The sequence below is a fragment of the Shewanella sp. HN-41 genome (assembly GCF_000217915.1).
GTDB lineage: Bacteria > Pseudomonadota > Gammaproteobacteria > Enterobacterales > Shewanellaceae > Shewanella.
Window position 1 is genome coordinate 34117 of sequence record NZ_AFOZ01000022.1, and the last position, 24620, is coordinate 58736.

Consider the following 24620-nt stretch of genomic DNA (forward strand, 5'->3'; position numbering starts at 1 on the left):
TGCCAGTCATCAAACATCCCTATTCTGGCTCCCGTTGATTGTACAGCACTCAAAAACATCGAAAGGAAGTTGATATGTTGAACTGTATCCTATTTGCGGTCGCGTTAACCCAAGCATCGACCGTTTTACCTGAGACTCAAAACGCAAGTACCATAAATATTCAAATTGATACCCAAATGCTGATTGTTGATATCCAAGATGAGCTTGAACAACAAATGCAGCAATTAACCCGTTCAATCGTTCAACATGCCCGCGATGGCGTTTTGCAAAGTGATGAAATTGAGGGACTAATAACGGTAAAAGATTAGCGTTTAAGGCTTGTGCGCAACTCACCTATTCACTTGGATCGCCATATCGCAGCTATACCATATCGCAACTATACTTAGTAAGCCCTATGGGAGGGGTTCATTTACTGCATAGGGTTAAGGGCCATATATTCTTTCATCCGATTTGAAAGAAGGAGTAACGCTATGAGGATCATGAATAAGGTTATCGCCTGTCCCCACTGCGGGCATCATCAACATATCAGTATCGATGCCAGCTGTGGTGATCAAGATTATTACGATGATTGCCGAGTTTGCTGTAATCCCATCCACTTGCGTCTGCACGTAGATGATTCTCGGCGAACCGTTGAATTGTATGTTGACTCAGATGATGAGCAAATTTATTAAGTGATAGGCCATATCAGCCATTCTTCTGCGCTTGTTCCTTAAAGCGTCTGGCTAGCACGCGCTCAACGGTATCAACGATCACTTGTGTTTGGCTATCGATCTCAATATTGAGTTCATCACCGACTTGGCACTGACTTAAGTTTGTGAGCTTGAGCGTTTCTGGAATTAAGTGCAGCATAAAGCTCGAATCCCTCACCTCGCCAACGGTTAGACTGCAGCCGTTGACCCCAATAAAACCCTTATAAAAAATGTAATCCATCCATTTAGGCTCAACCACTAGCGTTAGATCGTAATGTTGTTCTGTATGACTGATATCGACAACTTTAGCCTTAGTATGGATATGACCAGACAAAATATGACCACCGATTTCACTGCCGAAGGTTAAAGAGCGTTCAATATTAACCCTGTGACCTACGGCTAAGCAGGCAAGGTTGGTTAACCGTAACGTCTCTTCCACTACATCAAAAAATACCCTATCATCAACCACCTGAGTCACGGTAAGACATACCCCGTTATTTGCCACACTTGCTCCAATCGCAAGTCCCTCATGCAAATCAGGTTTCAACGCTACCTCAAGGGTATTTAGGCCATCTTTCTTATGTATTGCAACCACCTCACAGGTGGCTTGAACTATACCTGTAAACATTTTTTCTCGCTCATTCGTTAAAGGCTGTATTTATGAATCATTCAGGCTTCCAAGCCAAACGTCTTATCCAACTTGCACTGCCTGTGCTCATCGCCCAAGTCACGCAGACCATGATGGGCTTTATCGATACCGTCATGGCGGGCCGCGTCAGTGCAGTCGATATGGCCGCAGTCGCGGTCGGCACTAGCCTATGGTTGCCTGCTATCCTGTTTGTTCAGGGCTTGCTCATGGCCTTCACGCCCTTATTTGCCCACTATAATGGGGCTAATAACCAAAAAGCGATCCAACCCTTAGCATTCCAAGCCGCCTATCTGGCACTTATCGGAGGAATTGGTGTGATGGCGTTTCTTGCATCAGCGCCTTTTGTGCTCGGCCATATGAATTTAGAACCCGAATTGTACCGCTTAACCATAGGTTATATCGATGGTATTTTATGGGGCGCCCCCGCATTTGTGCTCTATCAAGTGTTACGAGGCTGCAGTGAAGGTATTTCCTATACATTGCCGACTATGGTGATCGGTTTTGTGGGTTTAGCGGTCAATATCCCTGCTAACTATATTTTTATCTATGGACACTTTGGCGTCCCCGCCATGGGTGGCGCTGGGTGTGGTGTCGCTACTGCCCTTGTTTTTTGGGCAATGCTAATAGCCATGACCCTATATATGCAGCTACATAGGAAATTTGCCGCCTTGGCACCCTTTAGCCAATTTCATCGCCCCGATTTTAAAACGATGAAAAAAATGACCAAACTCGGCATGCCGATCGCCATGGCACTGTTTTTTGAGGTAAGCCTATTTGCGATCATCGCCCTCTTATTGGCACCTTTGGGTGCTACTGTGGTTGCAAGCCATCAGATTGCGCTGAACTTTTCAGCTATTGTATTTATGTTGCCGCTCTCCATTGGAATCGCGGTATCGATTCGGATTGGTTACTACTTAGGCCGAGATCGGGCTGATATTTCTGCCGTTGTCACCAAAGTCGGTCTATGGCTGGCACTGTCATTAGCGCTATCGACAGCCATATTGACTGTACTGTTTAGGTTCCAAATTGCTGAACTCTATAACAGTGATCCTGAAGTCGTTGTTTTAGCAGGAAGTTTGATGTTAATGGCGGCGCTATACCAATTATCGGATTCAGTTCAAGTGGTTGCAGCAGGAGCCCTTCGTGGCTATAAAGATACACGCAGTGCTTTCTATATTACGCTGTTTTCCTACTGGGGGATTGGTATGACATTAGGCTATACCTTGGCTTATACAGATTATATCGTGCCAGCTATGGGGGCTCACGGATTTTGGACTGGACTTATCGCCGGGCTCACCTCTGCAGCACTGCTATTCTTTATCCGCCTACGTTATATTCAAAAATATGGCGTGCATCTAAGCTTGATTGAAGGCGACAGTGTGCATCATTAACGACAGGTAATCTTCATTAGATCAACGGCGAGCATAAGTCTCGCCGTTTTGTTTATCCACTGACCATTTTTCACTCATTAGAGTCTAACTTGCCGTTTTATCAGTAACTTTGCTGAAACACTGGGCAAGTTGCACAGCAATTCACCATTTGGCAATAAATTTCGTTTTTTTGCTTGCCAGCCTTTCGCTATCACCCTAATATAGCGCTCGTTCCAAAGCGCAACGCTTTAGACACCAGTAATGCAATGCACCCGTAGCTCAGTTGGTTAGAGCACTACCTTGACATGGTAGGGGTCGGTGGTTCGAGTCCACTCGGGTGTACCACTCTCTTCACAGAGTATAAAATGTGACTTCTTATTAAAAAGTAAACAGTGCACCCGTAGCTCAGTTGGTTAGAGCACTACCTTGACATGGTAGGGGTCGGTGGTTCGAGTCCACTCGGGTGTACCATTTCTTGCTTTAACTCCCTATAAAATCTTAATTTAATATAATCTTCCATCAAGATACTTAATTTTTATTTGTGCCTAAGATAAAATTTTCGAGCCTAAACTAGTTTTTTCAGAAGCATTCAAACGTGCCCTCCCCCTCGACTCTGCCTGATTTTGCCTCGATTGCTTAACCTACATCTACCATTGTTACCCCTAAACTCGCCGTTTTTCTAAATTTGTGCCCATTTCGTGCCAAACCTGTTGGCACACAAAAGCAGATTAAAATTCAAATCTGCTTGAAACTATTGAAAGAATTATCTGCAAAATGGATAAAGTTTTTATTTACCAAAACGTTTGGGGATTAAAGTACGTTAAAAATAGGATTGTAGTGGCCAAATTCAGCGTGCCACTACAGTTCAGCAGATAACGATGTTATGACCAATGGATATGAATAATCTTCCAACTACCATCATGCTGTTTAGACAGCACTATGGTTTCCATTGCCGTCGAATCAATCTGCTTACCTTTATACTCGCCGGTGGCATGGCTAATCGCAGTCGAAATAGCGATATCCCCCACCACTTTCACTTGTTGTTCCTTAAGTGTAATGGTGAGATTTTTTAAATATGCCATGTCAGCCCCCATGTGGTGGCTGGCATAATCGGCGAGTGAACGCTCGGCGTTACCCCCTTCATAAATCAGCACATCCTCAGTTAAGAGTTGCTTCACTATGGCTTCATCACCCGCCTTCAATGCTTGATGAAATTGCTGGACTCGTTTTGCAGGAGCCGTCTCCATACCAATAAACGCTGTAGGTTCGGTTGTATGTTTTTCATCACCATGCGCGAATAGTAACGAGCTTTGACCTGCTGAAAACAACAAGCTTAGTCCGGTTAACAAGGTCACTATTTTTCTTGGTTTCAATGTGTACTCCTCTTAATGTATTGATTAGTTTTTAGTATTTAACTGAGACTCTCTGGCCCGAAAACACTGGAAAGCACAGCGGTTATGGTCAAGATGAATAGCGCAACTAAGCCTTCGATGGCAATTGAGAGCTTGAGTTTGCGTAGTGCTATTTGCGTATTTTCAATCTTTAACCTAGGGACGAGGATAAATTTATGTAACGCCGCGATAAGTAAAATAATGCTGAAAAAACTCAGCTTAAGACTTATGGCAAGGCCGTAGTTACTGTTGAAAAACTCTGCGGGTTTATCAAATAATTGCCACAGTAAGGCTCCGCCGGAAACCGATACAAGAATGACGATGCCAATACCCAACTGGCCAAACTTATCCATCACATGGCGTATCAAGGTGAGATCGGCATGCGCACATAAACGCCATAATGGATAAAATGATCCTACCCAAGAGCCAATTGCCAAAACATGTAACAACAACATGCCTTGGCCGAATCGATTAAGCTCAGCGCTGTGGCCTAGTAGGCTAAAGGATGTCGCTAATATCAATCCGCCAACTAAGAGCCCGATCCAAGCGACACGCCTTAAGGCATTAACTGGACCAAGTACACTCCCGCATGCAATCAGCACAATGCTAAATCCGATAATGCGCCAAGTAACCGATTCGCCGATGGGGCTAGACCATAAAAACTGTCGCATTTGAGTATCAAACATGCCAGCAAAACCACTCTCGGCGAACGCTCCCACTTGCGCAAAGAAATTGATTACAACAGCAATGACACCTAAGCACGTTCCAATAGCAATATAGCGCCGTATGGCAACGACTTCGCTATGCTGTTCTCTCAGAAGGCCAAGCATAAATGTGCCGCCAACCAGGCTGGCGAAACTCACATAAATAGCCCATTTGGAGATCAGTGCCATTAAGTCAAATTCGGTTAATATCATGACTTAATTACCCAAATTAATGACGATTCATCTGCACTACTGGCATATCTTGCATGACCTCACTCATAGCTGTGCTACCGTGGACCATAAATTCAAATTGACCTTTCATTTTATGGCCATCATCACCCATTGCTACCCAGCTGACAGTGTAGTTAGATGCAGCTAATACAGGTAAATCCAACGAATACTGTGCCTGACTTTGTGTCGATGACGGTAGCATTAAGGCTATTTCTTGGTTACTCGCATCCTTTAACGAGAGCTTAACTAAGCGAATGGGGGCCGAAAATGCCAGTTCAAGCTTACTCGGGGGAGCCATTAACATGGCGCCTTTTGCCGGTGTTGAGTTGCTTAATCCAACATGCGCCAATACAGAGCCGCTTAATGTTAAGCCTGTTATTAATAACACTGTGTTGATTAGTTTCATTTTATGAACCTCTTTATTTTGTATAGTTAAATGAATGACTTGCTTTATTTATCGTTAAAACCAGGCTTTTACGCCGACAACGAATTGTGTTTCCTGGCTGTCTTCGCCTTCATCACGCGCAAAATCAGCCGTATTACCAAATTTTTTACTCCATTCAATGCCAACATAGGGGGCAAACTCTCGAATGAATTCATACCGCAGTCTTAAACCAGTACTGATATCCGATAAGCCCGCACCGATAGCGACCTCGGCATCATTTTTGCCATAAAGGTTCATTTCAACTTCAGGGGTTAAGATTAACTTCTGGGTAATGAGCAGTTCATATTCAGCACTCAAGCGCATGGCAGTGCGCCCTGTTTCACCAATGAATAATGCGGCATCCACCTCAAAAAAATAGGGTGATAAACCTTGTATACCCAGCACTGCCCAGTTACGCGACGGCGAAGGTTTAATATCTGTTTTTAATCCCATTTGTAGATCCCAATAAGGCGCTATGGCGCGGCTGTAGAGCGCTTGTAGTTCTACACCTTGTTTATCGCTATTTTGATATTCACCTTCTGTTTTCAGCCACAGCTTATTCAGATCATGTCCAATCCAAGCTTGTCCACTGAAGCGAGTTGGATCCGCAGAATCGAGACCACGCTCAAGCTCATCAATCATGACTTTTGTTAGCAGTGGGTCATCTTCGCCGCCAGCCATAGCGAGTCCACTCATCAGAGGAAGAGTTATCGCAATCAGACGGAGTACCAATCGATTAGTATTCTTCATATTTTCCCCCTTATTTGACCACGACTTTGCGGAACATGCCTGGCATGTGGAACAGTAAGTGACAGTGATACGCCCATTGACCGATGGCATCAGCCGTGACTAAGTAACTGATTTTTGAACCTGGTTGCACCAATACTGTGTGTTTGCGTGGAATAAAATCGGGGTCGCCAGTTTCAAGCTCGCTCCACATTCCATGCAGATGCATCGGATGAGTCATCATAGTGTCATTAACTAGCGTGATACGCAGTCGCTCGCCGTATTCAAAAACCAAGGGCTCCGCATCCATGAATTTCACGCCGTTCATCGACCACATATAGCGATTCATGTTACCCGTCAGGTGTAATTGGATTTCTCGGCTGGGTTGTCGTTTGTCATAGGTAGGATGTAGGCCTTTAATATCCGCATAAGTGAGCACTTTTCGATTAAATTTCTCTTTATGCTCTCTCAAGCCAATACCAGGATCGTGCAATCCGCTTTTGGGGGCATCCGCTCGCATGTCAACCTGTGGGCCGAACTCGGTATCTAAATGCTTAATCTCATTATTACTACCAAAGCCTGCTAAGCCTAAAGCGGATTTGCTCACCTGCATTTTACTGTGGTCCATGCCCTGTATCTCACCGGCACTCACCTGCATTTTACTGTGATCCATGCCTTGCATATCACCGGTACTCATATCCATTTGGCTATGATCCATGCCCTGCATATCACTGGCACTCATATCCATTTGGCTATGATCCATGCCTTGCATATCATCGGCGCTCATGTCCATTTTGCTGTGAGCCATGCCCTGCATATCACCAGCACTCATGTCCATTTTGCTATGATCCATAGCACCATGATCCATACCTTCCATGCTCATTCCCATATCACTATGGCCAAGCAAAGGTACGGGATCCATTTTGGGCACTTCTGCATGTAAATGAGGATCAGAGGTGAGATTACCTACAGTGAAACCCGTTCTATCGATACTTTGTGCAAAAATGCAGTAGGCATTCCCCATCTCTGGCTCAACAATAACGTCATAGGTTTCTGCAACGCCAATGCGGAACTCATCAACGGCGACGGGCTGAATGTTCTGGCCATCACTTGCCACGACTGTCATCTTTAGACCTGGAATACGCACATCAAATATGGTCATGGCGGCGCTGTTAATAAAGCGCAAGCGAATCTTTTCACCTTGTTTGAATATGGCTTGCCAGCCCTGAGCTGGCGGATTGCCATTCATTAAATAGGTATACGTCGCCCCTGTGACATCGGAGATATCGCGATCGCTCATCCGAGCGTTGTTCCACATAGCGCGAGCATTCCATGTATTGGCTAAGCCGTTATTGGCAATATCAGAAAAAAGATCTGATACGGTACGCTCCCGGAAATTGTAATAATCGGCCTGTTTCTTCAATTTGGCGTAAATGGTTTCAGGGGCTGAATCTGACCAATCCGACAGCATCACCACATATTCTCGGTCGAATATCACAGGATCGGCCTCTGCAGGGTCGATAACGATGGCACCAAATAGGCCTGTCTGTTCTTGATAACCCGAATGACTGTGGTACCAATAGGTTCCGCTTTGTTGCAGTTTGAATTGATACTCAAAGGTTTCGCCGGGTTTAATTCCATTAAAACTGAAACCAGGCACACCATCCATGTTGGTGGGTAAAATAATCCCATGCCAGTGAATGGAGCTGTCATGGTCGAGGTTATTTTTTACCCTTAGCGTGACAATTTCACCTTCCTTCCAGCGCAATAACGGCGCAGGCAGTCGTTGATTGACAACCGTAGCGCGTGCCAGCGTACCTGTGAAATTGACCATCATATAATCAATGCTGAGATCAAATACCTTACCCGACAATTGAGTCAAAGACAGGCTCTGCGCATTGGCGAACACATTTTTGGGAAAAGGAATACTCGCCATTGCTAACATCGCAGAAGCCCCAAATACAAATTGACGGCGACCGTTGTTATCTAACTCTGTTGGGATCTGTTGCATCCGAGTGGTTAACTTAGGGATTTTCATCGTAATGACTCCTCAAGGCTATTCACTTGGGCGAAGACTTCTGTGGTGCCATCAACTTTTAGCAACAGCACTTGGTATGGACGAAACTTGTCTTGATATTCCATCCCCGGACTACCGACGGGCATGGCCGGAACAGAGAGACCAACAGCGTTTGGAGGACGTTTTGTGAGAAATTCTTGTATGTATTTAGCCGGAACATGACCTTCAAATACATAGCCCTCGCTGGAAATGACGGTATGGCAAGATTGATATGCAGTTGGAATACCTTTTTCCTGTTTTAGTGAAAACAGGTTTTCGACATTATGGCTACGGGTGATAAAGCCTCGTTGATTGATATATGTCAGCCATTTTTCACAACAGCCACAGTTAGGATCTTTATAAACATCAAAGATTACGGGTGCTTGTGCCGCGTTGGCAAAGGCGTGTGGACTATTGCCCAAAATAGCTAAGACAAATATGACGGCTATTTTTAGCTGTTTAGGCAAATAAGAGTGTTTAATAAAGGGCATACTGCCTCCAAATCAAAATAAATAAATCAATGACCTAAAGCAAAATTGATTAATTTATAAAAGTAAAAATGATTTGATTGTTTAGGACAGTCGCCAAAAAATAGGCGTAACTGTGCCTAAATTAGGCGTATATGGGAGGGCGGTACAGGGAAGATTTATATTGTGGTAACACGCTCACCACTAGGATTTGAGTAAATTCTGTGGCTTGAATGTTTCCTTCCAACTCAAGTTGTTTCATCGTTAATGCGACAGACAAGCAGGATCCCATGGGGCAATTACACTGACTATCACAACAGTCCGAATGACTCTTGTCAGTCACATCCTTTCCCATGTCCTTGTTTGTAATAGGAGAATGATGGCAAGTATTTTTCTGCTGTGAAGTCTCTGATGTTTTTGCGCCATCAAGGGTTTGCATGGCTTTCATCTCCATTGGGCACGGCAAAATCACAGACGCAAATGCCTGACCAACAAACGTCAGTAGCACACACACTATGATTAATTGTCTGATACTCAATGTAGAACTCCAACCTAACCTGTCAGTAAAGCTTAACCTAAATGACAATTTTTTCTAAATACTTTTATAGCAATCACATATGGTTCAGAATAACCAAATAAATGTAAAACATATAACGTGTTGATATAACAAAATAAATTTATTGAATTTTACTAAAAATCCAGCATTCGCATGTTTTTTACAATCGGCTCACGCTAAGTTAGTTTTTAGCTGTTATGTGAGTTTCAGATTAAATATTTATTTAAGCCTAACAACGAGTACAGCTTTGGGGTGGTGAAGTCCAGCGGAAAACGGTTCTGTGTGTTTGGGCTTGTGATGACTCGATATCTGGGTCGCAACAAATTAATTCCTAGGTTTGCTCTGAAAACCCGCGAGCAAACCTAGGCATACGAACTTACCCAAATTTGATCCGGACTCCTGCATTAGCAATAAACCCATCATTTCGAGACCAGATATCGGTGGTCCATTGTCCTGCGGGACTCCTTTCTGGCAATAGCAATGGATGGGTATCGCTCTGTTTGATATCCAACAAATTCTCCAGATTGATAAACCAACTGTAGCGGCCAAATGTCATTTCTCCCATCAGGCCTAAGTGCCAGTAAGGCTCAGATTCGGATAGATAAGGATTGTCATTTAGACGCTGAATACCTGTGTAATAGGCCTCAAACCCTGCCCTAAAGTTTTCGTGTTGCTCCCACATAGCGACAAATCCTGCAGAATGTTTTGGCGTTAACGCAATCGCTCGACGTGTCGTGTTATCTTGACTGGATTCAGTGGCGTCAAGATAGAGATAACTTGCAGTCAGCTTAAGATCGCCAAGGTAGTATCGCAATAGCATTTCAGAGCCGCGGATCCGGCTCTCCCCCTCGGCATTGACTAAGCGGACTCGGTTAGGAGTCTCATTATTTCCCACGGTGAATTCTTCAAGTTCGGTCACATTGCTAATATCCGAACCGAACAGGGTTAAGCTCGTTTCTAAATCTTCGAAGCGGTAAGTAAAATCCAGTGAAGCTGTTTTGGCGGTTTCTGCTTTGAGTTCCCCAAGTGGTTCGAGTCGTGATAAACCAGCTGCTTCGATTTCTTCCACAAATGGGGTGGGTGCATAATAACCTCGGCCATATGAGCCACGCACGGTGAAGTCATCGGCTCGATATAAGAGCGAGAATCGGGGGCTCAGCTCACTACCGTACTGGCTATGGTCATCCATACGCGCACTGACAGAGGCGATTAAGTCTTCGGTCAAGTTATAGTCAACAAGGGCAAAGAGCCCTGGCACATTAAAGGAATAATCAAATTCAGCATAATTATCTGAACTGTAGGTTTCAGATTGATATGCTGCGCCAATGACCCAATCCAAATTATCACGGTAGCCAGATAGACTCGCTTCCATCAGGTAATTGCCATGTCTGTCATTGTCGTTATCAACGCCATAAGCGTGGAAATGTTCTTGCACCATGGCGGAAGCACGGGTACTGAAGGTCAAGGTATCGGTCACTGGTCGATTGTAGACTATTCCACCATCCACACGCTCGGAATTCTGAGTTTCAACAAAGGGATTGCCGTCCGCAACAGTATGCCCATTTAGTGTCCCGCCTCGGCGGTTTTCTGTCATGTAGCCGGCGGTAACATAAAGATTGTCGCCGTTTTCGCCCTCGAGGAACAATCTTGGTCTTAAGGTATAACGTTCATATTCGGGCAGATCTGCCCAGCCATCGTCATCTACATCTTCGATACTCTGATAATGGACTCCCGTGGTAATTGAGCCTTTGATATTCTCACTGAGTGGAGATTCGGCGTAACCGGTAAAGTCTTGGCCACTTTTAGATGTCAGGTTTATAAGCGTCTCGCCAGCAAATTCGTCACCAGGCCGTCTAGAGACCAAATTAATAACCCCACCCAAGGCCGAGCCACCATAGAGGGAGGAAGCCGAGCCCTTAATCACCTCAACTTGGCCTAAATCCGTAGGAGGTATTTGAAGTAAACCGAGTGATGAAGCTTGACTACCATAAAGAGGTAAGCCATCAGCCAATAGTTGAGTATAACGTCCATACAGCCCCTGTAACCTCACATTGGCACTGCCAAGGGCTGGTGATGTCGTTTGCACCCTAACTCCGCCGGTTTCAGCCAATAACATAGAAATATTACCAGGACGCATAGCGGCTTTTTCTTCAATTTCCTCACTAGTGACGACTTCAACCCTTATTGGCTGGTCGTCGACAATCCTTCCAAGACGAGTAGATTGAACCAAAATTCGCTCCATGCTTTCATCATGTTCATCTGTGTGTTCATCGTTCTGTGGCTCATGTGTATCATCATGTTCATGCAGATTAGTTGTCTCAGCTTCGGTTTGAGAGACGTCTGTGAGCTGGTTGCTTGTATTGGCCTGTGCTCCATAGGCTGCTGTGACGCCTATGGATAATATCAGCAGGGCTAAAGGCGATAAGGGATGCATTGGTCAATCCTATAGCGTTGAATAATGAGTAAGTGTTACGATGCAAGGCTAAAGGTTACAGTAACTGGAAGGTCAAGTTGAAAATCAGTGAACTGGCATTAGCTTCACAAGTCCCAGTAAAAACAATTCGCTTTTATGAGCAGGAAGGATTACTACCCTCCCCTAAGAGGATGGCAAATGGTTACCGCTACTACTCTCAGAGTGATGTAGAGACACTGATTTTTATCCGTCGCTGCCGCGCGCTAAATATTGCTCTGAGTGATATTCGTCGCTTGGTTGAAGTCCAACAATATCCACATCATTCCTGCGCCGTGGTCGATGACATCATTGCCGAGCAACTCGAGCATATTCGTCAAACTCAACGGGAGTTAGCAAAGCTTGAGACATCACTCTCATCCTTAGTCTCCTGCGATAATCACCAAGTTAGCGACTGTTGCATCCTAAAACGACTCAAAGATGAAGACTGTCTCGCTAATTAAACCTTCAGTATTATCCTTTCAGGCGAGACAGTTCCTTTGGTAGATAGGAGCTAAAGGCGGCTCCATCTTGATCTTCTGATTTACTATGGGTATGGCTAAAAAATAGATCCCAACCCTCTGTTGGTTTACCGTTTAGCTCAACTTCATAACCTTGGTTACTGGTCCCATCGATGCCGCGCAGTGGGTAGCGGCCATCGGGCAAGGGCGTGGGATAATTTAGAGCGTTCTGCTACATTTTCTTTTTTCACTTTAAATACAGCGATACTGGCGGTCAGTTACTCATCTAAGAAATCCCCTTTAGCTCCCAGTTCAATATTATTACCCGTCATTGGATCTAAGCGCTTTGGGTTCGTATCTTCTGCATCCTATGGCTAGAGTATTTCGGTATAACTGCTGTAAATAGAGATACTATCGTTCAGGTTGAATATAAGGCCAGCATACCTAGTCGTTAACCTCAAGCGCACTTAGCTAAAGAAGCATTTAAGAAACTATTTTAATAAATTTAATCTCATGGATAATCGTAAGCCGCTTAGATTGGTAAGATCAGGACCGCTGTATTTTTCATCTAATCCAATGCTAAGTGACTGCTTATGGCTTTGAAAGCCTCATGCAATTTTGCTACTGTTAGCACCCTCCCACATTCCGAATACGACCTATGCCCTCTTCATGGTTTTTCTTTGATGTTATCCCCGCGGATATGTTTGCCCTGTTAACCCTTAGCGCTGCTTTTACCTCTTTTTTTACGGCTTGTTTTGGCATTGGTGGTGGCGTCATGTTATTAGGTGTGATGGCACAAGCGTTACCGCCGCAACTGATTATTCCAATGCATGGCGTGGTGCAATTGGGCTCGAACGTTGGCCGTGCGGCTCTGGACTGGCGCCAGATTGAATGGAAACTCATAGGTGCATTTTTCCCCGGTGCGATTTTAGGGGCATTATTGGGGAGTGTTGTGTTGGTGGCGCTGCCGCCATCAGTCATGTATCTCACCATTGCCGCATTTATTCTGTATTCCTGTTGGGGGCCAAAACTGCCCAAAATGGTGCTTGGCACCTTAGGAACACTGGCTGCTGGTGCTATCACCACCTTTATTTCACTATTTGCGGGGGCAACTGGGCCATTAGTTGCGGCGTTTATTAAACAATTGGAAGTTGACCGTTTTCGCACCGTCACCACCTTTGCCATGGCGATGTCGTTGCAGCACGGCGTTAAAATTGTGGTGTTTGAAGGTATCGGCGTATCGCTTGCAGATTGGTGGCCGCTGTTGTTCTATATGATCTTAAGTGGCGCCTTAGGCACCTGGATTGGATTTAAAATGCTAAAACGGGTTGCCGATAAACATTTTCAAACCACTTTTAGCATTGTGCTTACGCTGCTAGCTATTCGATTGATTTGGCAGGCGATCAGCCAATGGTAGAGGTCAAGAAGCAGTAACTGAACACCATTATTGCTTAGGCAAGTGCTTAACTTGATTGAGTGTATGATAATCCCCGAATAATCCGTACCAACACTTATGGGCACCTTACTAACTGAGTAAAACCACTTAACGAGGTGAATATGTTCACAAAAATAGTAAGTGTCAAAATCAGCCATAAAGAGGTCTAGCGACAGCATCCGTAGTGACCAAGAAACTGGGCACCATTAATCATACTGAGCCATGCTTAAACAAGAGATGTAAATATTCTGCAACTAACACGTTGAGGAGTCTCAGTGATGAAACTAAAAACACAAGACTCGACTTCACCTAAGCATGGCAAACACCAGCAGAGCCAATTAAACCCAACGCCCTCCTTGGAATTGATTATCCAAGGGGCGGGCTGCGCCAGTTGCGTTAGCAAGATCGAGGCCGCACTGCAGCAGGTACCAGGGGTAACGAGTGCCCAAATGTATTTTGCCGAACGTACGGTCCAAGTGACGGGAACCGCACCGGTGGCAAATCTACTGAAAGCAGTTGAAGTGGCAGGCTACAAAGCCATAGCCGCTCAGAGTGAAACCGGAAGCGATACGCTGGATGAAAAGGAGAAAGCGGATCTCGTCTACTATAGGCGACTGATACGGGAGATGACTCTGGCCCTGTCCTTGGGGGTGCCGCTGATGCTCTATAGCCTAGTCGTCGGGGAGATGACGGTCAGCAGCACAACGGAACGTATCGTCTGGCTCATAGTCGGCCTGCTTACCCTAGGTGTCATGATATTTTCGGGCAAACATTTCTATATCGGCGCCTGGAAATCCTTACAGAACCATTCGGCCAATATGGACACTCTGATAGCCCTCGGAACAGGCACGGCCTGGGTCTATTCCATGTTGGTAGTATTGGTTCCCCATCTACTGCCTGAAATGGCACGCCACGTGTATTTCGAGGCGACAGCGATGATCATAGGCTTGATCGATCTGGGGCTGGCACTGGAGCTCAAGGCCCGCGGCCGCACCTCGGAAGCGATCAAACGCCTGATAGGTCTACAGCCGAAGACGGCACGGGTGATCCGCGGCATGCAGGAGATGGATATCGCCATCGAACAGGTCCTTATCGACGACCAGATACGGGTCCGGCCCGGCGAGAAAATTCCGGTCGATGGTGACGTCATCGAAGGCCATACCTCGGTCGATGAATCCATGCTGACCGGTGAGCCCATGCCTGTAGAAAAGAAACCCGGCGATAACTTGGCCGCCGGTACCATCAACAAGACTGGCTCCCTCATCTTCAAAGCCACCCGTGTAGGCAAAGACACTGCACTGGCACAAATCATTAATATGGTCAAACGGGCACAAAATTCGAAGCCACCTATCGGTCGGCTGGCGGATGTGATCTCGGCGTATTTTGTTCCCGTCGTGATGATAGTCGCCATCGTCAGTGCCCTGACATGGTTGAATTTTGGCCCCGAGCCCGCGGTAGCCTTCGCCATGGTATCGGCAACAACAGTACTCATCATCGCCTGCCCCTGTGCCCTAGGTTTGGCCACCCCCATGTCCGTTATGGTTGGAGTCGGTAAGGCGGCAGAGGCTGGCGTGCTGATCCGCAATGGTGAGGCGCTGCAAACCGCATCGAAAATCACCGCCATGATCCTAGATAAGACTGGCACTATCACCTTGGGCGCGCCCAAGGTGACCGATATCGTCCTAGCGGGCTCCATTGGCGAAGCGCGGGTATTGCAACTGGCCGCCAGTCTCGAATCGGGTTCGGAACACCCGTTAGCACAGGCGATCGTCGAGACGGCGCAAGAACGGGGCATTGAGCTTCTAAAAGTCAGTCAATTCAATGCCATTGCTGGCCATGGGGTCGAGGCCCAAGTCGACGGCCAGATGTTACTCTTTGGCAATGAAAAACTAATGAATGATCGCAATATCGCCCTAGGCTCTTTGGTCGACAAAGCACAACAATTAGCCCTAGATGCAAAGACTCCTATGTATTTCACCGTGGATGGCAATTTTGCGGCCATCATAGCCGTGGCAGATCCCATAAAAGATGATTCCATCGCCGCAATTAAGCGGCTGCAAAAAAACGGCATCCGGGTAGTGATGTTAACCGGTGACAACCGCGACACCGCCAGAGCCGTTGCGGCCAAGTCCGGCATCACAGAATTTTTTGCCGAAGTGTTGCCACAGGAGAAATCCCAAAAAGTACAGCAGTTGCAAATGCAGGGGGAGATAGTGGGTATGACAGGAGATGGCATCAATGACGCGCCCGCACTGGCGATGGCAAATGTCGGCTTTGCGATAGGCACAGGGACAGATGTGGCCATCGAAAGCGCCGATATCACCCTGATGCGCGGCTCCCTGCATGGGTTGGCTGACGCGATTGCGATCAGCAAGGCCACCCTTCGAAATATTAAACAAAACCTGTTCGGCGCCTTTGTCTACAACGTAGCGGGAGTGCCGTTTGCTGCCGGAGTGTTGTACCCATTTTTTGGCCTATTGCTAAGCCCAGTGATCGCCGGTGCGGCGATGGCCTTTTCATCCTTGACCGTAGTGACCAATGCCAACCGTCTGCGCCTGTTTAAAGCCCAGGAACATTGAGCGTGAGGAGAGCATTATGTTAATAATAAATATCGTCGGTATTTTGTTGATTGCACTGATCATCTGGTGGTTCTGGCTGTATCGGCCCAAGGAAGCCGTGTTTGAACAAGACAAGATGACCATTCTGGTAGAAAACGGCATCTACCAGCCCTCACGGATTAAAATACACGTCAACCAAGCCACCCGTTTGCAGTTTATCCGTAAAGACGCTTCGCCCTGCGCCGAAACCTTGGTGTTTCCCGAACTGGAGATCAGCGAGACCCTGCCCTTGAATAGACCCAAGTCGATTGCATTACCGGCATTGCCAGCGGGTGTCTATCACTTCCATTGCCAGATGCAAATGTACTGTGGCGAATTGCATGTCGAGTGAAGCGAACTATGATCTAAAGATGCCATGGGCTAATAATGAACAAGTGATAGAGAGTGTCCGGCGATAACGAGTTAATTTTTATGAGGTGAGTTATGGCTAAGCAACGGCGTTCATTTTGGTTCACGCCACAGGGTTGGGCCGCCATAGGAATGATAGCCGCAGTAAGTTACTTCCTCTTTATGGAGCATAGACAACATTTATTTGAGTTCCTGCCCTTGCTGATTTTATTGGCCTGCCCCTTGATGCACGTTTTCATGCACCATGGGCATAGACACCATAACGACGATCCCCATAGAGCAGATAAAGATGGAAGCAGCTTAAATCCCAAGGGTAATAGGGAGAATGATGATGCACGATGAATCTGCCTATGGTTTGTGGTCACTGGTGATCTTGAATTCTGCCATCTTTATCTTTTTCGCCTTCAGTTTTGTCAAACCTAGGACAATATCGGACTGGCGCAGCCTCGGTGCCTTTTCAGCATTTATCGTCGCACTCTTTACCGAGATGTATGGCTTCCCATTGAGTATCTATTTCCTCTCCGGTTGGCTTACCAAGTACTATCCCGACGTGGATTTCTTTGCCCATGACAACGGTCACCTGCTGCATACCCTGCTCGGCTTCGAAGGCAACCCCCATTGGGATCCGTTACATATCGTCAGCAACCTGCTCATTGTCATGGGCTTCATTTTACTGTCCTCCGCTTGGAGTGTGTTGCATAAGGCGCAACAAACTCGAACCTTAGCCTGTACAGGTTGGTACGCCCGCTGTCGGCATCCGCAATACCTCGCATTTATCCTGATCATGTTTGGCTTTCTGCTTCAATGGCCAACTATCCCCACCCTAGTGCTGTTCCCTATATTGGTGTTGGTTTATGTGCGCCTAGCGAAGCGAGAGGAACAGCAGGCATTGGCAGAGTTTGGTGATGCCTATCGTGCCTATATGCACCGAACACCAGCATGGTTCCCAAAAATAAAACTCCATAGTGCTGAAACAAAACCTGAAAAAACTGAGGAAAAACCATGAAAACACTCATTAACACTCTCGCCATCTCATCCCTACTAGCATCATCAGCTGTGTTAGCTGTCGTAGAACAGCCACAGGGCCGCTCGCAAAATGGCGGCATGATGATGGGAATGATGAACCAGGATCAGATGATGACAATGCAGGATCAGATGATGACAATGCAGGATCAGATGATGACAATGCAGTCTTTGATGAACAATATCAAACAGGAAAAGAACCCGGAAAAACATCGGGAATTGATGCAACAGCATTGGGAGGCCATGCAAAAAGGGATGCACATGATGAACGGCAGTATGATGGGAGAACAATCAGGAAATCAACAAGGTGCAGAGAAGGATATGCCCGGGATGGACATGGGTGAACGCATGGGCATGATGGAGCAGCACATGGGCATGATCCAGATGATGATGGAGCAAATGATGGAACATGATGCGCAGGAGCATCAATAGTGACCCTCAATGAAAACTTATCGTGAGACTCCTAAAGTGGATAAAACATGATGGGCCCAGTCTTTGACACACCTCTATTTGTGTCTTCCAGCCACCAGCGCATGTCATATCTTTTTGGGAGTCTCAGACAATTTAAGGAGATATCGATGAAAATCAATGCAACCAAATTTGGCCTAGCAGCCGCCCTCACCTTTGCCATACTCTGGCTCGTTTGTAGCCTGCTGGTATGGCTGTTGCCTTCATTGATGATGGATATGACGGGTCATATGATCCATGGCAACTGGTCACAAATGGGTTGGCAGCTATCTGTAAGCGGTATTTTTATGGGGTTGATAAGTTGGTCTGTACTGGCTGGCGTATATGGCTGGTTACTGGCGACTATCTACAACAAATTATGCAGTAGTGCTGTCATACACTGAATCAAATGAGTAAAAATGCCCAGCCTTAGGGAGACCACAGTATTCAAGTTACTGAGCAACAAGCTGTAGTAACTGGCGCAGTCATGTTCCATTGAAATGCATGGCCGATGTTGAACCAATGGCTAGCAATTTCATATAAAACTCAAGTGCTCATTATTTTTAAATCAAATCAGTATATTATTTTCATTGGTCATTTTTTATAATTGACACAAAAGTGTTAACCCTTTTTAAGTTCACATCCGTTTATAGGAACAGAAACGCGATAAGGGGCAGGATTACCACCCCATTACCAAATAGTTGGATCGCCAAGGAGAAAATATGAAACTGACTCATTTATTTACAGCTGTGGCCTTACCCTTAACCTTTGCCTTATTGTCTTTTAACGCTACCGCTGTGAGCCCACCACATCCTACAGGATTAAATTCGCCAATGATCAGTGTTTCCAGCTTCAACTCAGTGAACTATGTCGAACAGGAAGTCACTAAAATGTTCCCCGCACCTAAGCTAGGAATGGTTCAACATATCCTAACTTTACCGCCCCTAGAGAACGAAGACGATTATCTACTTGAGATCCAAATTGGTCAGACCCAGTTAGTTGACTGCAACAAGCATGGGCTAAGCGGTGAGCTAAAAGAGTTGACCGTAAAGGGTTGGGGATATAATTACTACCAAGTCGATGAGATTTCCCAAGGGCCAAGCACTATGATGGCATGCTTTGAAATGGCGAAGAAAGAAGCCTTTGTGCGGATCCCTAGTGAGTTAAAAATGCGCTACGACAGCCGTTTACCTAAAGTGTTTTACCTGCCAAAAGGCACAGAATTACGTTTTAGAACCTGGAAAGTCGACTCCACATACCAGTATGCTAAATAAGCTGTTTACGGCTTAGGCTTAGTTCAAATCCCCTTCGGATCGTCACTGACATTAAACAGCAACGATCCGAAGGACATCACTTAGAATCGTTTAATTCTAACCACTTGCATAATTTCGATTTCGAAACCCGCCACCATTTCAGTATCAGGGTAATACACTAGGCTCACCTTCTGCCCCTGTAAATCCTTGTATTTTTTACCCGTCGAAACTTAAAGGGCACATCACAATCATCAACCATTATGGTATGTTGTATCCACTCGCCCTTCTCTCTTTGGGTGTGGGAAAGTACAGTTACACCTTCCGAATGAACTAATCGCTCATGCTTGGCGAGCATCTTTTTTACAGCCTTACTCATGTTCGATCCTTTGCTATCTTAGCTCGTCACAAGCGACGACACTTTCTGTTTTATCTCCGCATATCTTAATTTTTCACAACGACCAAAGCCCTCGAGTTTACGGAGCTGAAATCGGCTAAACAGGGGAACGACCATCCCCGCGAGGAAACGGCATTGGGTATCAAGGGACAAAGGTACTTCGCCCTTCACTTGCACTTGATGCTGTAACTTCTGTAGATCCGCGAGTATCTGACTGTCCAGTGGCCAAACGGGCGTCACCGAAAAAGCCAACTTCACCACTTGTCCACGACAAACACTGCAATGGCCACAGTGCTTGGGTGATGCATTATCATCAAAATAGCGTGATAAATTGTAACTTAAACAAGTCTCCAACTCGAAAAAACGCACTAACTGAGCAATTCGTTGAATTTCTTTGTGTTCTTTTTCAACGAAATAAACATAAAGCTCATCCACTAACGATGAATTCGCTAAGGCAACCGCATCAACCTGGTACACATCCGTAATGCGCTTAGTTTCAAGCTCAATCAGTTGCAGATCTGCGAGATATTCTAGCGCCGTCAGGACGCGGCTACGCTCACTTCCTGTGGCCTGATAAAGCGCATTAAAATCTAATATGCCCCAGATCCGCTTCATTTGTGTGTAGGTAAATATTTGCGATAAAAATGTTTGTCGCTCAGGATTAAACTTTTTCAAAATCTCTGACGGCTCAACAATAAAGCGATAGCTGACATCGGCATAGTAGGCATAAAGTGGTTTTATCACGCCATAGATTTCTAGCTGAACCAACAGGGTTTTAAGCGGTAGCTGGCGAATATTGCTCGCATTGGACAAAGCGTTTAATTGTAACTCCCAGCGAGCATCATGCTGCTCTTGCTTAATATTTTCAATCAGATACTCAATGGATTCACGTTCAGGCGTATCACCATAAACAAAATTTTCAACCGTATTCATCCCATCAAGATTTGCCAGAGTCACACAGTGAGAAGGTAAGCCATCACGACCTGCTCTACCAATTTCTTGGCTGTAATTCTCAATAGATTTAGGTAAGTCATAGTGGATAACAAAGCGAATATTGCTTTTATCAATCCCCATACCGAAGGCTATCGTCGCGACGACAACCTGTATTCGATCCTGCATAAAATCGTTTTGGATCTGTTGACGCTTAATATCCTCAAACCCTGCATGGTATGCACTTGCAACTACCCCTTTACTGCACAGGGCCTTTGCCACCTCTTCGGCGGTAGATTGCAAGGTAACATAAACAATCCCAGCACCGGAAAAGCGACTTACCTCTTGGTGAAGCCGTGTGACCTTATCTTGGCTGGTGACTGGGAGCACGTTTAAATCGAGATTAGCGCGGTAAAACCCCGTTTGAACAATGTGCTCAGGTGCAATATCAAATCGCATCGCCATATCTAGTTTTACTTTTCGGGTAGCCGTTGCGGTTAACAGCAAGACTAAGGGAATATTTAACTCACGGCGATAATCGGGCAACTTTAAGTAATCTGGCCGAAAATTATGCCCCCATTCTGAAATACAGTGTGCCTCGTCGACAACCAGCATTGAAATGGCAACCGACTGGATAAACTGTCGAAAGCGTTCATTTTTAAAGCGCTCAACTGACACCATTAAAATTTTTAAACGGCCCGCTCGCGCATCCATCATCACCTGTTTGCTCTGCTCGGCATTTAAGGTCGAATCAATACTGGCCGCGGCAATGCCCTTGGAGCGTAAAAACTCGAGCTGATCTTTCATCAGTGCAAGTAGCGGAGAAATGACTAAGGTTAGCTGGGGTAACTGTAGCGCCGTAAACTGGTAACAAAGGGATTTTCCTGAACCTGTCGGGAAAATCGCTAGGCTGGAGTGGCCCGCCAACAATTGAGAAATCGTTTCGAGTTGTCCACCACGGAATGCCGTAAAACCAAATTGCCGCTGCAATAATGGGGCATAGTGAGCACTATCAGCAGTATGGGCCTGAAGAGTTTGGGCGGAATGAACCATGGACAATCCCTTTGCTCTATTGGGCTCAATCACCAAGGGACGACTAGCCATGATAAAGCCAAAAACGAGCTAACATTGAAATCTATGGGCTAGTCTACCAAATTATGCTCGACTTTACGGGCTTAATTGCACCCCATTGCCGATAGCGAATGCCTGATGTGATGTTATTTATGATGTTCTAGCCGATATTCGAACCATAAACGGTTTGCGGTACACTAGACATAATCCAATAATATCAGCACATTACAGCTTTAATGACGTCAATAATCGTTAGCTAAGATGAATGTTCTACTTTCTAGCAAGGTAAAGATTGATGAGTGAAGTTAACTTATCTTGAAAACGCTCTTCAAATGCGTCTATATCCCGGCCGATTAAGGTGAAATATTGAGTAGCCTGAGCATGTGAGAGTAACTTATTTGCAACGCTGTACTGCATTTCCTCTAAGGTTTTATCGTACCTTGGCGTAAGGATCCAGGTAGCAACATCCACATCAAAATATTGCATTGCCCTCTGTGCCAAGGCACAAAAAGCCTCTATATGATCGCTGCCATCGGGTCCAAGACAACCGGGCTCCACCCGGCATAAGACGGCAATTTTCCTCTCAACCGACATAATCTCTCCCTAAATTAATAGCATTGCGATCATTACAGTCTAAAGAGTTTACGTGAGAGATAAAATAAGTCACGTTTAACCTTAATATCGGTGAAATTTAAGATTATTTTTAGCCATTTGCATGATTAATATTAAAAAAATAGAGCAACCTTTGTCGTTTTTCTGTCATGCAAACTCTGCTTTATTGTCATATTGTGATGGCAGGCTAAGGCTCGATATTTAATCCTACCATTCAACTGGAGTGCAATATGAGCAAGGCCACCTTTGACCCGACACTTTATAATAAAAGCAATAATGAATCCTTTAGCCAAGTGTTGGATAAACATTTATCCCGTCGTAACTTTGTAAAAGGTGGGCTCGGCATTAGCGCTATGACCGCCTTTGCAGGTATAGGTTTAACGGGCTGTGGCTCTGATGGTACTTCGACTCCTAACCCCATCGATCCTGTTGTGCCAGTCCCCCCTACCCAAAGTAGTGTAAAACTGAATTTCGCCTCAGTCGCTGGGTCGCGCTTAGATGCGGTAGTGGTCCCAGAAGGTTATAGCGCTCAAGTGCTTGCGCCTTGGGGAACACCATTAAATTCAAAAGCTGCACCTTGGAAAGCCGATGGCAGTAATACCGCCGATGACCAAGCAAACGCTGTTGGTATGCACCACGATGGTATGCACTTCTTTCCCCTGAATGAGGCTGGTGATGACGGTTTATTGTGTATCAACCATGAATATATCGATGAAATGGCCCTGCATCCCAATGGCCCAACGGTAGATGCGACCACGGGTTTACGCACTATTGTCGATGAGGTCCGTAAGGAAATTAATGCCCATGGTGTGTCTGTCGTAAGAATTAAACTGATTAATAATCAATGGGAAGTTATCTATAACGACAGTCATAACCGCCGCTTTACTGGTGCGACAGTGATGGATGTCAGTGGACCGCTGGCCTATTCTTCACTGCTCGAAACCCGTTACTCCCCCGATGGCAGTCAGGCTCGTGGCACACTCAATAACTGTGGCAATGGCTATACCCCCTGGGGCACTTATTTAACCTGTGAAGAAAACTGGCCGGGTTACTTTGCTAATCGTGGCACCTTAACTGCCGAACAAGCCCGCATCGGGATCAGCAAGACCAGCACTCGCTACGGCTGGGATGATCTTGCAGGCCACGGTGAAGAACGGCTCGATGAATTTGCCCGTTTTGATGTGACGCCAACGGGGGCCAGTGCACAGGATGACTATCGCAACGAGGCGAATGGCCACGGCTATATCGTTGAGATTGACCCCTATAATCCAAACTCGCGTGCCATTAAACGTACCGCACTCGGTCGCTTCCGCCATGAAGGCTGTACCTTTGGTAAACTGACTGAAGGAAAACCCGTAGTGTTTTACTCTGGCCACGACTCTCAGTTCGAATACTTATATAAATTTGTGTCGAATGCCGTGTGGGATCCACAGGACGCAACCAGCTCTAATCGCCTGCAAATGGGTGATAAGTACATGAATGAAGGCACATTATATGCTGCTAAATTTAACGAGAATGGCGGCGGTGTATGGTTACCTCTCACCTTAGATAGTCAAACCACGGACGGCAAAACCTTAGGCAATAGCTTTGCGAGTCTGGCCGATATTATCTTAAATACCGCGGGCGCGGCGGATTTAGTCGGCGCGACGCCTATGGATCGCCCAGAGTGGTGCGCGGTCGATCCATTCACAGGTTCTGCCTATTTGACGCTGACCAACAACTCTAAACGTACCGAAGCCAACCCCGCAAATCCAAGACTTAAAAACACCTTTGGACATATTATTCGTTGGGATGAAGGCGATAAAGACACTGAATTTGCATGGGATATTTTTGTATTCGGATCGCCCAGCGATGGTAATGCTGAGACGAACCTTTCGGGCTTAACAGATCTGAACCAATTTGCGAGCCCTGATGGCCTAGCCTTTGATAAACGAGGTATTTTATGGGTTCAAACCGATAATGGTGCCAAGGAAGTCACTGAAGAGACCAACGATCAAATGCTGGCGATTGTCCCTTCTACACTGCTCGACAGCGCCAACAAACAGGCAAGTGTGACGGCCGATAACCAAATGGAATTAAAGCGTTTCTTCGTCGGTCCAAATGATTGTGAAGTCACAGGTTTTGCCATTAGCCCTGACTATACCTCAGTGTTTGCCAATATCCAGCATCCAGGTAACTGGCCCTACTCGTCCAATGCGGCGCAAGTAACGCCAGCGGGTACGACATTACGCCCTCGCGCTGCCACTGTCGTTATCCGTAAGTTAGATGGCAAGGAAGTCGCCATATAACGGACTTAAGGAACAAGGGTATTTTGGG

24 protein-coding genes, 2 tRNA genes and 1 pseudogene are annotated in these 24620 nt (G+C 45.9%); 15 read left to right on the forward strand and 12 right to left on the reverse strand.

The annotated features are described in order from the left end of the window. Positions 1–74: 74 nt before the first annotated feature. Both SOHN41_RS08235 and SOHN41_RS08240 read left to right on the forward strand, forming a co-directional pair. A complete protein-coding gene (locus SOHN41_RS08235) occupies positions 75–308 on the forward strand; it encodes a hypothetical protein (RefSeq protein ID WP_007647664.1) in 234 nt (77 codons plus the stop codon). A gap of 162 nt (positions 309–470) precedes the next feature. Further along, positions 471–671 carry a CPXCG motif-containing cysteine-rich protein gene (locus tag SOHN41_RS08240; protein ID WP_007647673.1) on the forward strand — a complete coding sequence of 67 codons (201 nt, stop codon included), beginning with the start codon at positions 471–473 and terminating at the stop codon, positions 669–671. Positions 672–684: 13 nt separating this feature from the next. Here the strand turns inward: SOHN41_RS08240 and SOHN41_RS08245 are convergent, their stop codons facing one another. Then, complete coding sequence (locus tag SOHN41_RS08245; RefSeq protein WP_007647676.1) at positions 685–1317, reverse strand: riboflavin synthase; 633 nt, start codon at positions 1315–1317, stop codon at positions 685–687. 32 nt (positions 1318–1349) lie between these two features. On the opposite strand from SOHN41_RS08245, the gene SOHN41_RS08250 reads away from it, so the two are divergent. From SOHN41_RS08250 to SOHN41_RS08260, 3 genes are all read left to right on the forward strand, one after another. Then, complete coding sequence (locus SOHN41_RS08250) at positions 1350–2729, forward strand: MATE family efflux transporter (RefSeq protein ID WP_007647677.1); 1380 nt, start codon at positions 1350–1352, stop codon at positions 2727–2729. 247 nt (positions 2730–2976) lie between these two features. Next, positions 2977–3053, forward strand: a tRNA-Val gene (locus SOHN41_RS08255). Between the two features lie 49 nt (positions 3054–3102). Continuing rightward, positions 3103–3179, forward strand: a tRNA-Val gene (locus tag SOHN41_RS08260). Positions 3180–3589: 410 nt separating this feature from the next. Here SOHN41_RS08260 and SOHN41_RS08265 read toward each other — a convergent pair. The 8 genes from SOHN41_RS08265 to SOHN41_RS08300 form a co-directional block, all read right to left on the reverse strand. Beyond that, entirely contained in the window at positions 3590–4081 is a 492-nt protein-coding gene (locus SOHN41_RS08265) for a YybH family protein (protein ID WP_007647678.1), read from the reverse strand. A gap of 38 nt (positions 4082–4119) precedes the next feature. Then, a complete protein-coding gene (locus SOHN41_RS08270) occupies positions 4120–5016 on the reverse strand; it encodes a copper resistance D family protein (protein WP_007647679.1) in 897 nt (298 codons plus the stop codon). A gap of 16 nt (positions 5017–5032) precedes the next feature. Further along, positions 5033–5440 carry a copper resistance CopC family protein gene (locus SOHN41_RS08275; protein ID WP_007647680.1) on the reverse strand — a complete coding sequence of 136 codons (408 nt, stop codon included), beginning with the start codon at positions 5438–5440 and terminating at the stop codon, positions 5033–5035. Between the two features lie 54 nt (positions 5441–5494). After that, complete coding sequence (locus tag SOHN41_RS08280; protein WP_037458499.1) at positions 5495–6208, reverse strand: copper resistance protein B; 714 nt, start codon at positions 6206–6208, stop codon at positions 5495–5497. A gap of 10 nt (positions 6209–6218) precedes the next feature. Further along, a complete protein-coding gene (locus tag SOHN41_RS08285; protein ID WP_007647683.1) occupies positions 6219–8222 on the reverse strand; it encodes a copper resistance system multicopper oxidase in 2004 nt (667 codons plus the stop codon). Then, positions 8219–8731, reverse strand: coding sequence for a DUF411 domain-containing protein (locus tag SOHN41_RS08290; protein WP_007647684.1), 513 nt, complete (start codon positions 8729–8731; stop codon positions 8219–8221). The genes SOHN41_RS08285 and SOHN41_RS08290 overlap by 4 nt, the downstream gene beginning before the upstream one ends. 121 nt (positions 8732–8852) lie before the next feature. Further along, the gene (locus SOHN41_RS08295) at positions 8853–9245 is read right to left on the reverse strand and encodes a CopL family metal-binding regulatory protein (RefSeq protein WP_050801826.1); all 393 of its coding nucleotides are present in this window, start codon (positions 9243–9245) and stop codon (positions 8853–8855) included. 394 nt (positions 9246–9639) lie between these two features. Then, positions 9640–11697: a TonB-dependent receptor plug domain-containing protein gene (locus SOHN41_RS08300; protein WP_007647686.1), complete on the reverse strand. Its 2058-nt coding sequence runs from the start codon at positions 11695–11697 to the stop codon at positions 9640–9642. Positions 11698–11774: 77 nt separating this feature from the next. On the opposite strand from SOHN41_RS08300, the gene SOHN41_RS08305 reads away from it, so the two are divergent. The 9 genes from SOHN41_RS08305 (at position 11775) to eco (ending at position 19318) form a co-directional block, all read left to right on the forward strand. Then, positions 11775–12176, forward strand: coding sequence for a Cd(II)/Pb(II)-responsive transcriptional regulator (locus tag SOHN41_RS08305; RefSeq protein WP_007647687.1), 402 nt, complete (start codon positions 11775–11777; stop codon positions 12174–12176). Between the two features lie 655 nt (positions 12177–12831). Next, positions 12832–13590 carry a sulfite exporter TauE/SafE family protein gene (locus SOHN41_RS08315; RefSeq protein WP_007647696.1) on the forward strand — a complete coding sequence of 253 codons (759 nt, stop codon included), beginning with the start codon at positions 12832–12834 and terminating at the stop codon, positions 13588–13590. Positions 13591–13886: 296 nt separating this feature from the next. Continuing rightward, positions 13887–16187, forward strand: coding sequence for a heavy metal translocating P-type ATPase (locus SOHN41_RS08320; protein ID WP_007647698.1), 2301 nt, complete (start codon positions 13887–13889; stop codon positions 16185–16187). A 16-nt stretch (positions 16188–16203) separates the two neighbouring features. Beyond that, positions 16204–16557, forward strand: coding sequence for a cupredoxin domain-containing protein (locus SOHN41_RS08325; RefSeq protein WP_007647707.1), 354 nt, complete (start codon positions 16204–16206; stop codon positions 16555–16557). 92 nt (positions 16558–16649) lie between these two features. Continuing rightward, complete coding sequence (locus tag SOHN41_RS08330) at positions 16650–16916, forward strand: DUF2933 domain-containing protein (RefSeq protein WP_007647709.1); 267 nt, start codon at positions 16650–16652, stop codon at positions 16914–16916. Then, positions 16906–17580 (forward strand): methyltransferase family protein, encoded by a 675-nt coding sequence (locus tag SOHN41_RS08335; RefSeq protein ID WP_007647711.1) that lies wholly within the window; start codon positions 16906–16908, stop codon positions 17578–17580. The genes SOHN41_RS08330 and SOHN41_RS08335 overlap by 11 nt, the downstream gene beginning before the upstream one ends. Continuing rightward, a complete protein-coding gene (locus SOHN41_RS08340) occupies positions 17577–18029 on the forward strand; it encodes a hypothetical protein (protein ID WP_007647713.1) in 453 nt (150 codons plus the stop codon). The genes SOHN41_RS08335 and SOHN41_RS08340 overlap by 4 nt, the downstream gene beginning before the upstream one ends. A 146-nt stretch (positions 18030–18175) precedes the next feature. Further along, entirely contained in the window at positions 18176–18448 is a 273-nt protein-coding gene (locus tag SOHN41_RS08345; protein ID WP_007647716.1) for a DUF5676 family membrane protein, read from the forward strand. A gap of 318 nt (positions 18449–18766) precedes the next feature. Beyond that, positions 18767–19318 (forward strand): serine protease inhibitor ecotin, encoded by a 552-nt coding sequence (eco, locus tag SOHN41_RS08350; RefSeq protein WP_007647720.1) that lies wholly within the window; start codon positions 18767–18769, stop codon positions 19316–19318. Between the two features lie 80 nt (positions 19319–19398). Here eco and SOHN41_RS20370 read toward each other — a convergent pair. The 3 genes and pseudogenes from SOHN41_RS20370 to SOHN41_RS08365 all read right to left on the reverse strand — a co-directional run bounded on the left by SOHN41_RS20370 (position 19399) and on the right by SOHN41_RS08365 (position 22286). Continuing rightward, positions 19399–19673: pseudogene (locus SOHN41_RS20370) on the reverse strand (hypothetical protein). A gap of 18 nt (positions 19674–19691) precedes the next feature. Further along, on the reverse strand, positions 19692–21674 hold the full coding sequence (locus tag SOHN41_RS08360; protein WP_007647724.1) for a RecQ family ATP-dependent DNA helicase: 1983 nt from the start codon (positions 21672–21674) through the stop codon (positions 19692–19694). 288 nt (positions 21675–21962) lie between these two features. Continuing rightward, entirely contained in the window at positions 21963–22286 is a 324-nt protein-coding gene (locus SOHN41_RS08365) for a hypothetical protein (RefSeq protein WP_007647726.1), read from the reverse strand. A gap of 248 nt (positions 22287–22534) precedes the next feature. Here SOHN41_RS08365 and SOHN41_RS08370 point away from each other — a divergent pair, with 248 nt between their 5' ends. Then, complete coding sequence (locus SOHN41_RS08370; RefSeq protein WP_007647728.1) at positions 22535–24592, forward strand: PhoX family protein; 2058 nt, start codon at positions 22535–22537, stop codon at positions 24590–24592. The last annotated feature ends 28 nt before the right edge of the window (positions 24593–24620 follow it).

Excerpts from the sequence above, each read along its gene's own strand:
- SOHN41_RS08235 (WP_007647664.1), top strand. The coding sequence starts at position 75 with ATGTTGAACTGTATCCTATTTGCGGTCGCGTTAACCCAAGCATCGACC.
- SOHN41_RS08240 (WP_007647673.1), top strand. The coding sequence starts at position 471 with ATGAGGATCATGAATAAGGTTATCGCCTGTCCCCACTGCGGGCATCAT.
- SOHN41_RS08245 (WP_007647676.1), bottom strand. The coding sequence starts at position 1,317 with ATGTTTACAGGTATAGTTCAAGCCACCTGTGAGGTGGTTGCAATACAT.
- SOHN41_RS08250 (WP_007647677.1), top strand. The coding sequence starts at position 1,350 with ATGAATCATTCAGGCTTCCAAGCCAAACGTCTTATCCAACTTGCACTG.
- SOHN41_RS08270 (WP_007647679.1), bottom strand. The coding sequence starts at position 5,016 with ATGATATTAACCGAATTTGACTTAATGGCACTGATCTCCAAATGGGCT.
- SOHN41_RS08275 (WP_007647680.1), bottom strand. The coding sequence starts at position 5,440 with ATGAAACTAATCAACACAGTGTTATTAATAACAGGCTTAACATTAAGC.
- SOHN41_RS08280 (WP_037458499.1), bottom strand. The coding sequence starts at position 6,208 with ATGAAGAATACTAATCGATTGGTACTCCGTCTGATTGCGATAACTCTT.
- SOHN41_RS08285 (WP_007647683.1), bottom strand. The coding sequence starts at position 8,222 with ATGAAAATCCCTAAGTTAACCACTCGGATGCAACAGATCCCAACAGAG.
- SOHN41_RS08290 (WP_007647684.1), bottom strand. The coding sequence starts at position 8,731 with ATGCCCTTTATTAAACACTCTTATTTGCCTAAACAGCTAAAAATAGCC.
- SOHN41_RS08300 (WP_007647686.1), bottom strand. The coding sequence starts at position 11,697 with ATGCATCCCTTATCGCCTTTAGCCCTGCTGATATTATCCATAGGCGTC.
- SOHN41_RS08315 (WP_007647696.1), top strand. The coding sequence starts at position 12,832 with ATGCCCTCTTCATGGTTTTTCTTTGATGTTATCCCCGCGGATATGTTT.
- SOHN41_RS08320 (WP_007647698.1), top strand. The coding sequence starts at position 13,887 with ATGAAACTAAAAACACAAGACTCGACTTCACCTAAGCATGGCAAACAC.
- SOHN41_RS08325 (WP_007647707.1), top strand. The coding sequence starts at position 16,204 with ATGTTAATAATAAATATCGTCGGTATTTTGTTGATTGCACTGATCATC.
- SOHN41_RS08330 (WP_007647709.1), top strand. The coding sequence starts at position 16,650 with ATGGCTAAGCAACGGCGTTCATTTTGGTTCACGCCACAGGGTTGGGCC.
- SOHN41_RS08335 (WP_007647711.1), top strand. The coding sequence starts at position 16,906 with ATGCACGATGAATCTGCCTATGGTTTGTGGTCACTGGTGATCTTGAAT.
- SOHN41_RS08340 (WP_007647713.1), top strand. The coding sequence starts at position 17,577 with ATGAAAACACTCATTAACACTCTCGCCATCTCATCCCTACTAGCATCA.
- SOHN41_RS08345 (WP_007647716.1), top strand. The coding sequence starts at position 18,176 with ATGAAAATCAATGCAACCAAATTTGGCCTAGCAGCCGCCCTCACCTTT.
- eco (WP_007647720.1), top strand. The coding sequence starts at position 18,767 with ATGAAACTGACTCATTTATTTACAGCTGTGGCCTTACCCTTAACCTTT.
- SOHN41_RS08360 (WP_007647724.1), bottom strand. The coding sequence starts at position 21,674 with ATGGTTCATTCCGCCCAAACTCTTCAGGCCCATACTGCTGATAGTGCT.
- SOHN41_RS08365 (WP_007647726.1), bottom strand. The coding sequence starts at position 22,286 with ATGTCGGTTGAGAGGAAAATTGCCGTCTTATGCCGGGTGGAGCCCGGT.
- SOHN41_RS08370 (WP_007647728.1), top strand. The coding sequence starts at position 22,535 with ATGAGCAAGGCCACCTTTGACCCGACACTTTATAATAAAAGCAATAAT.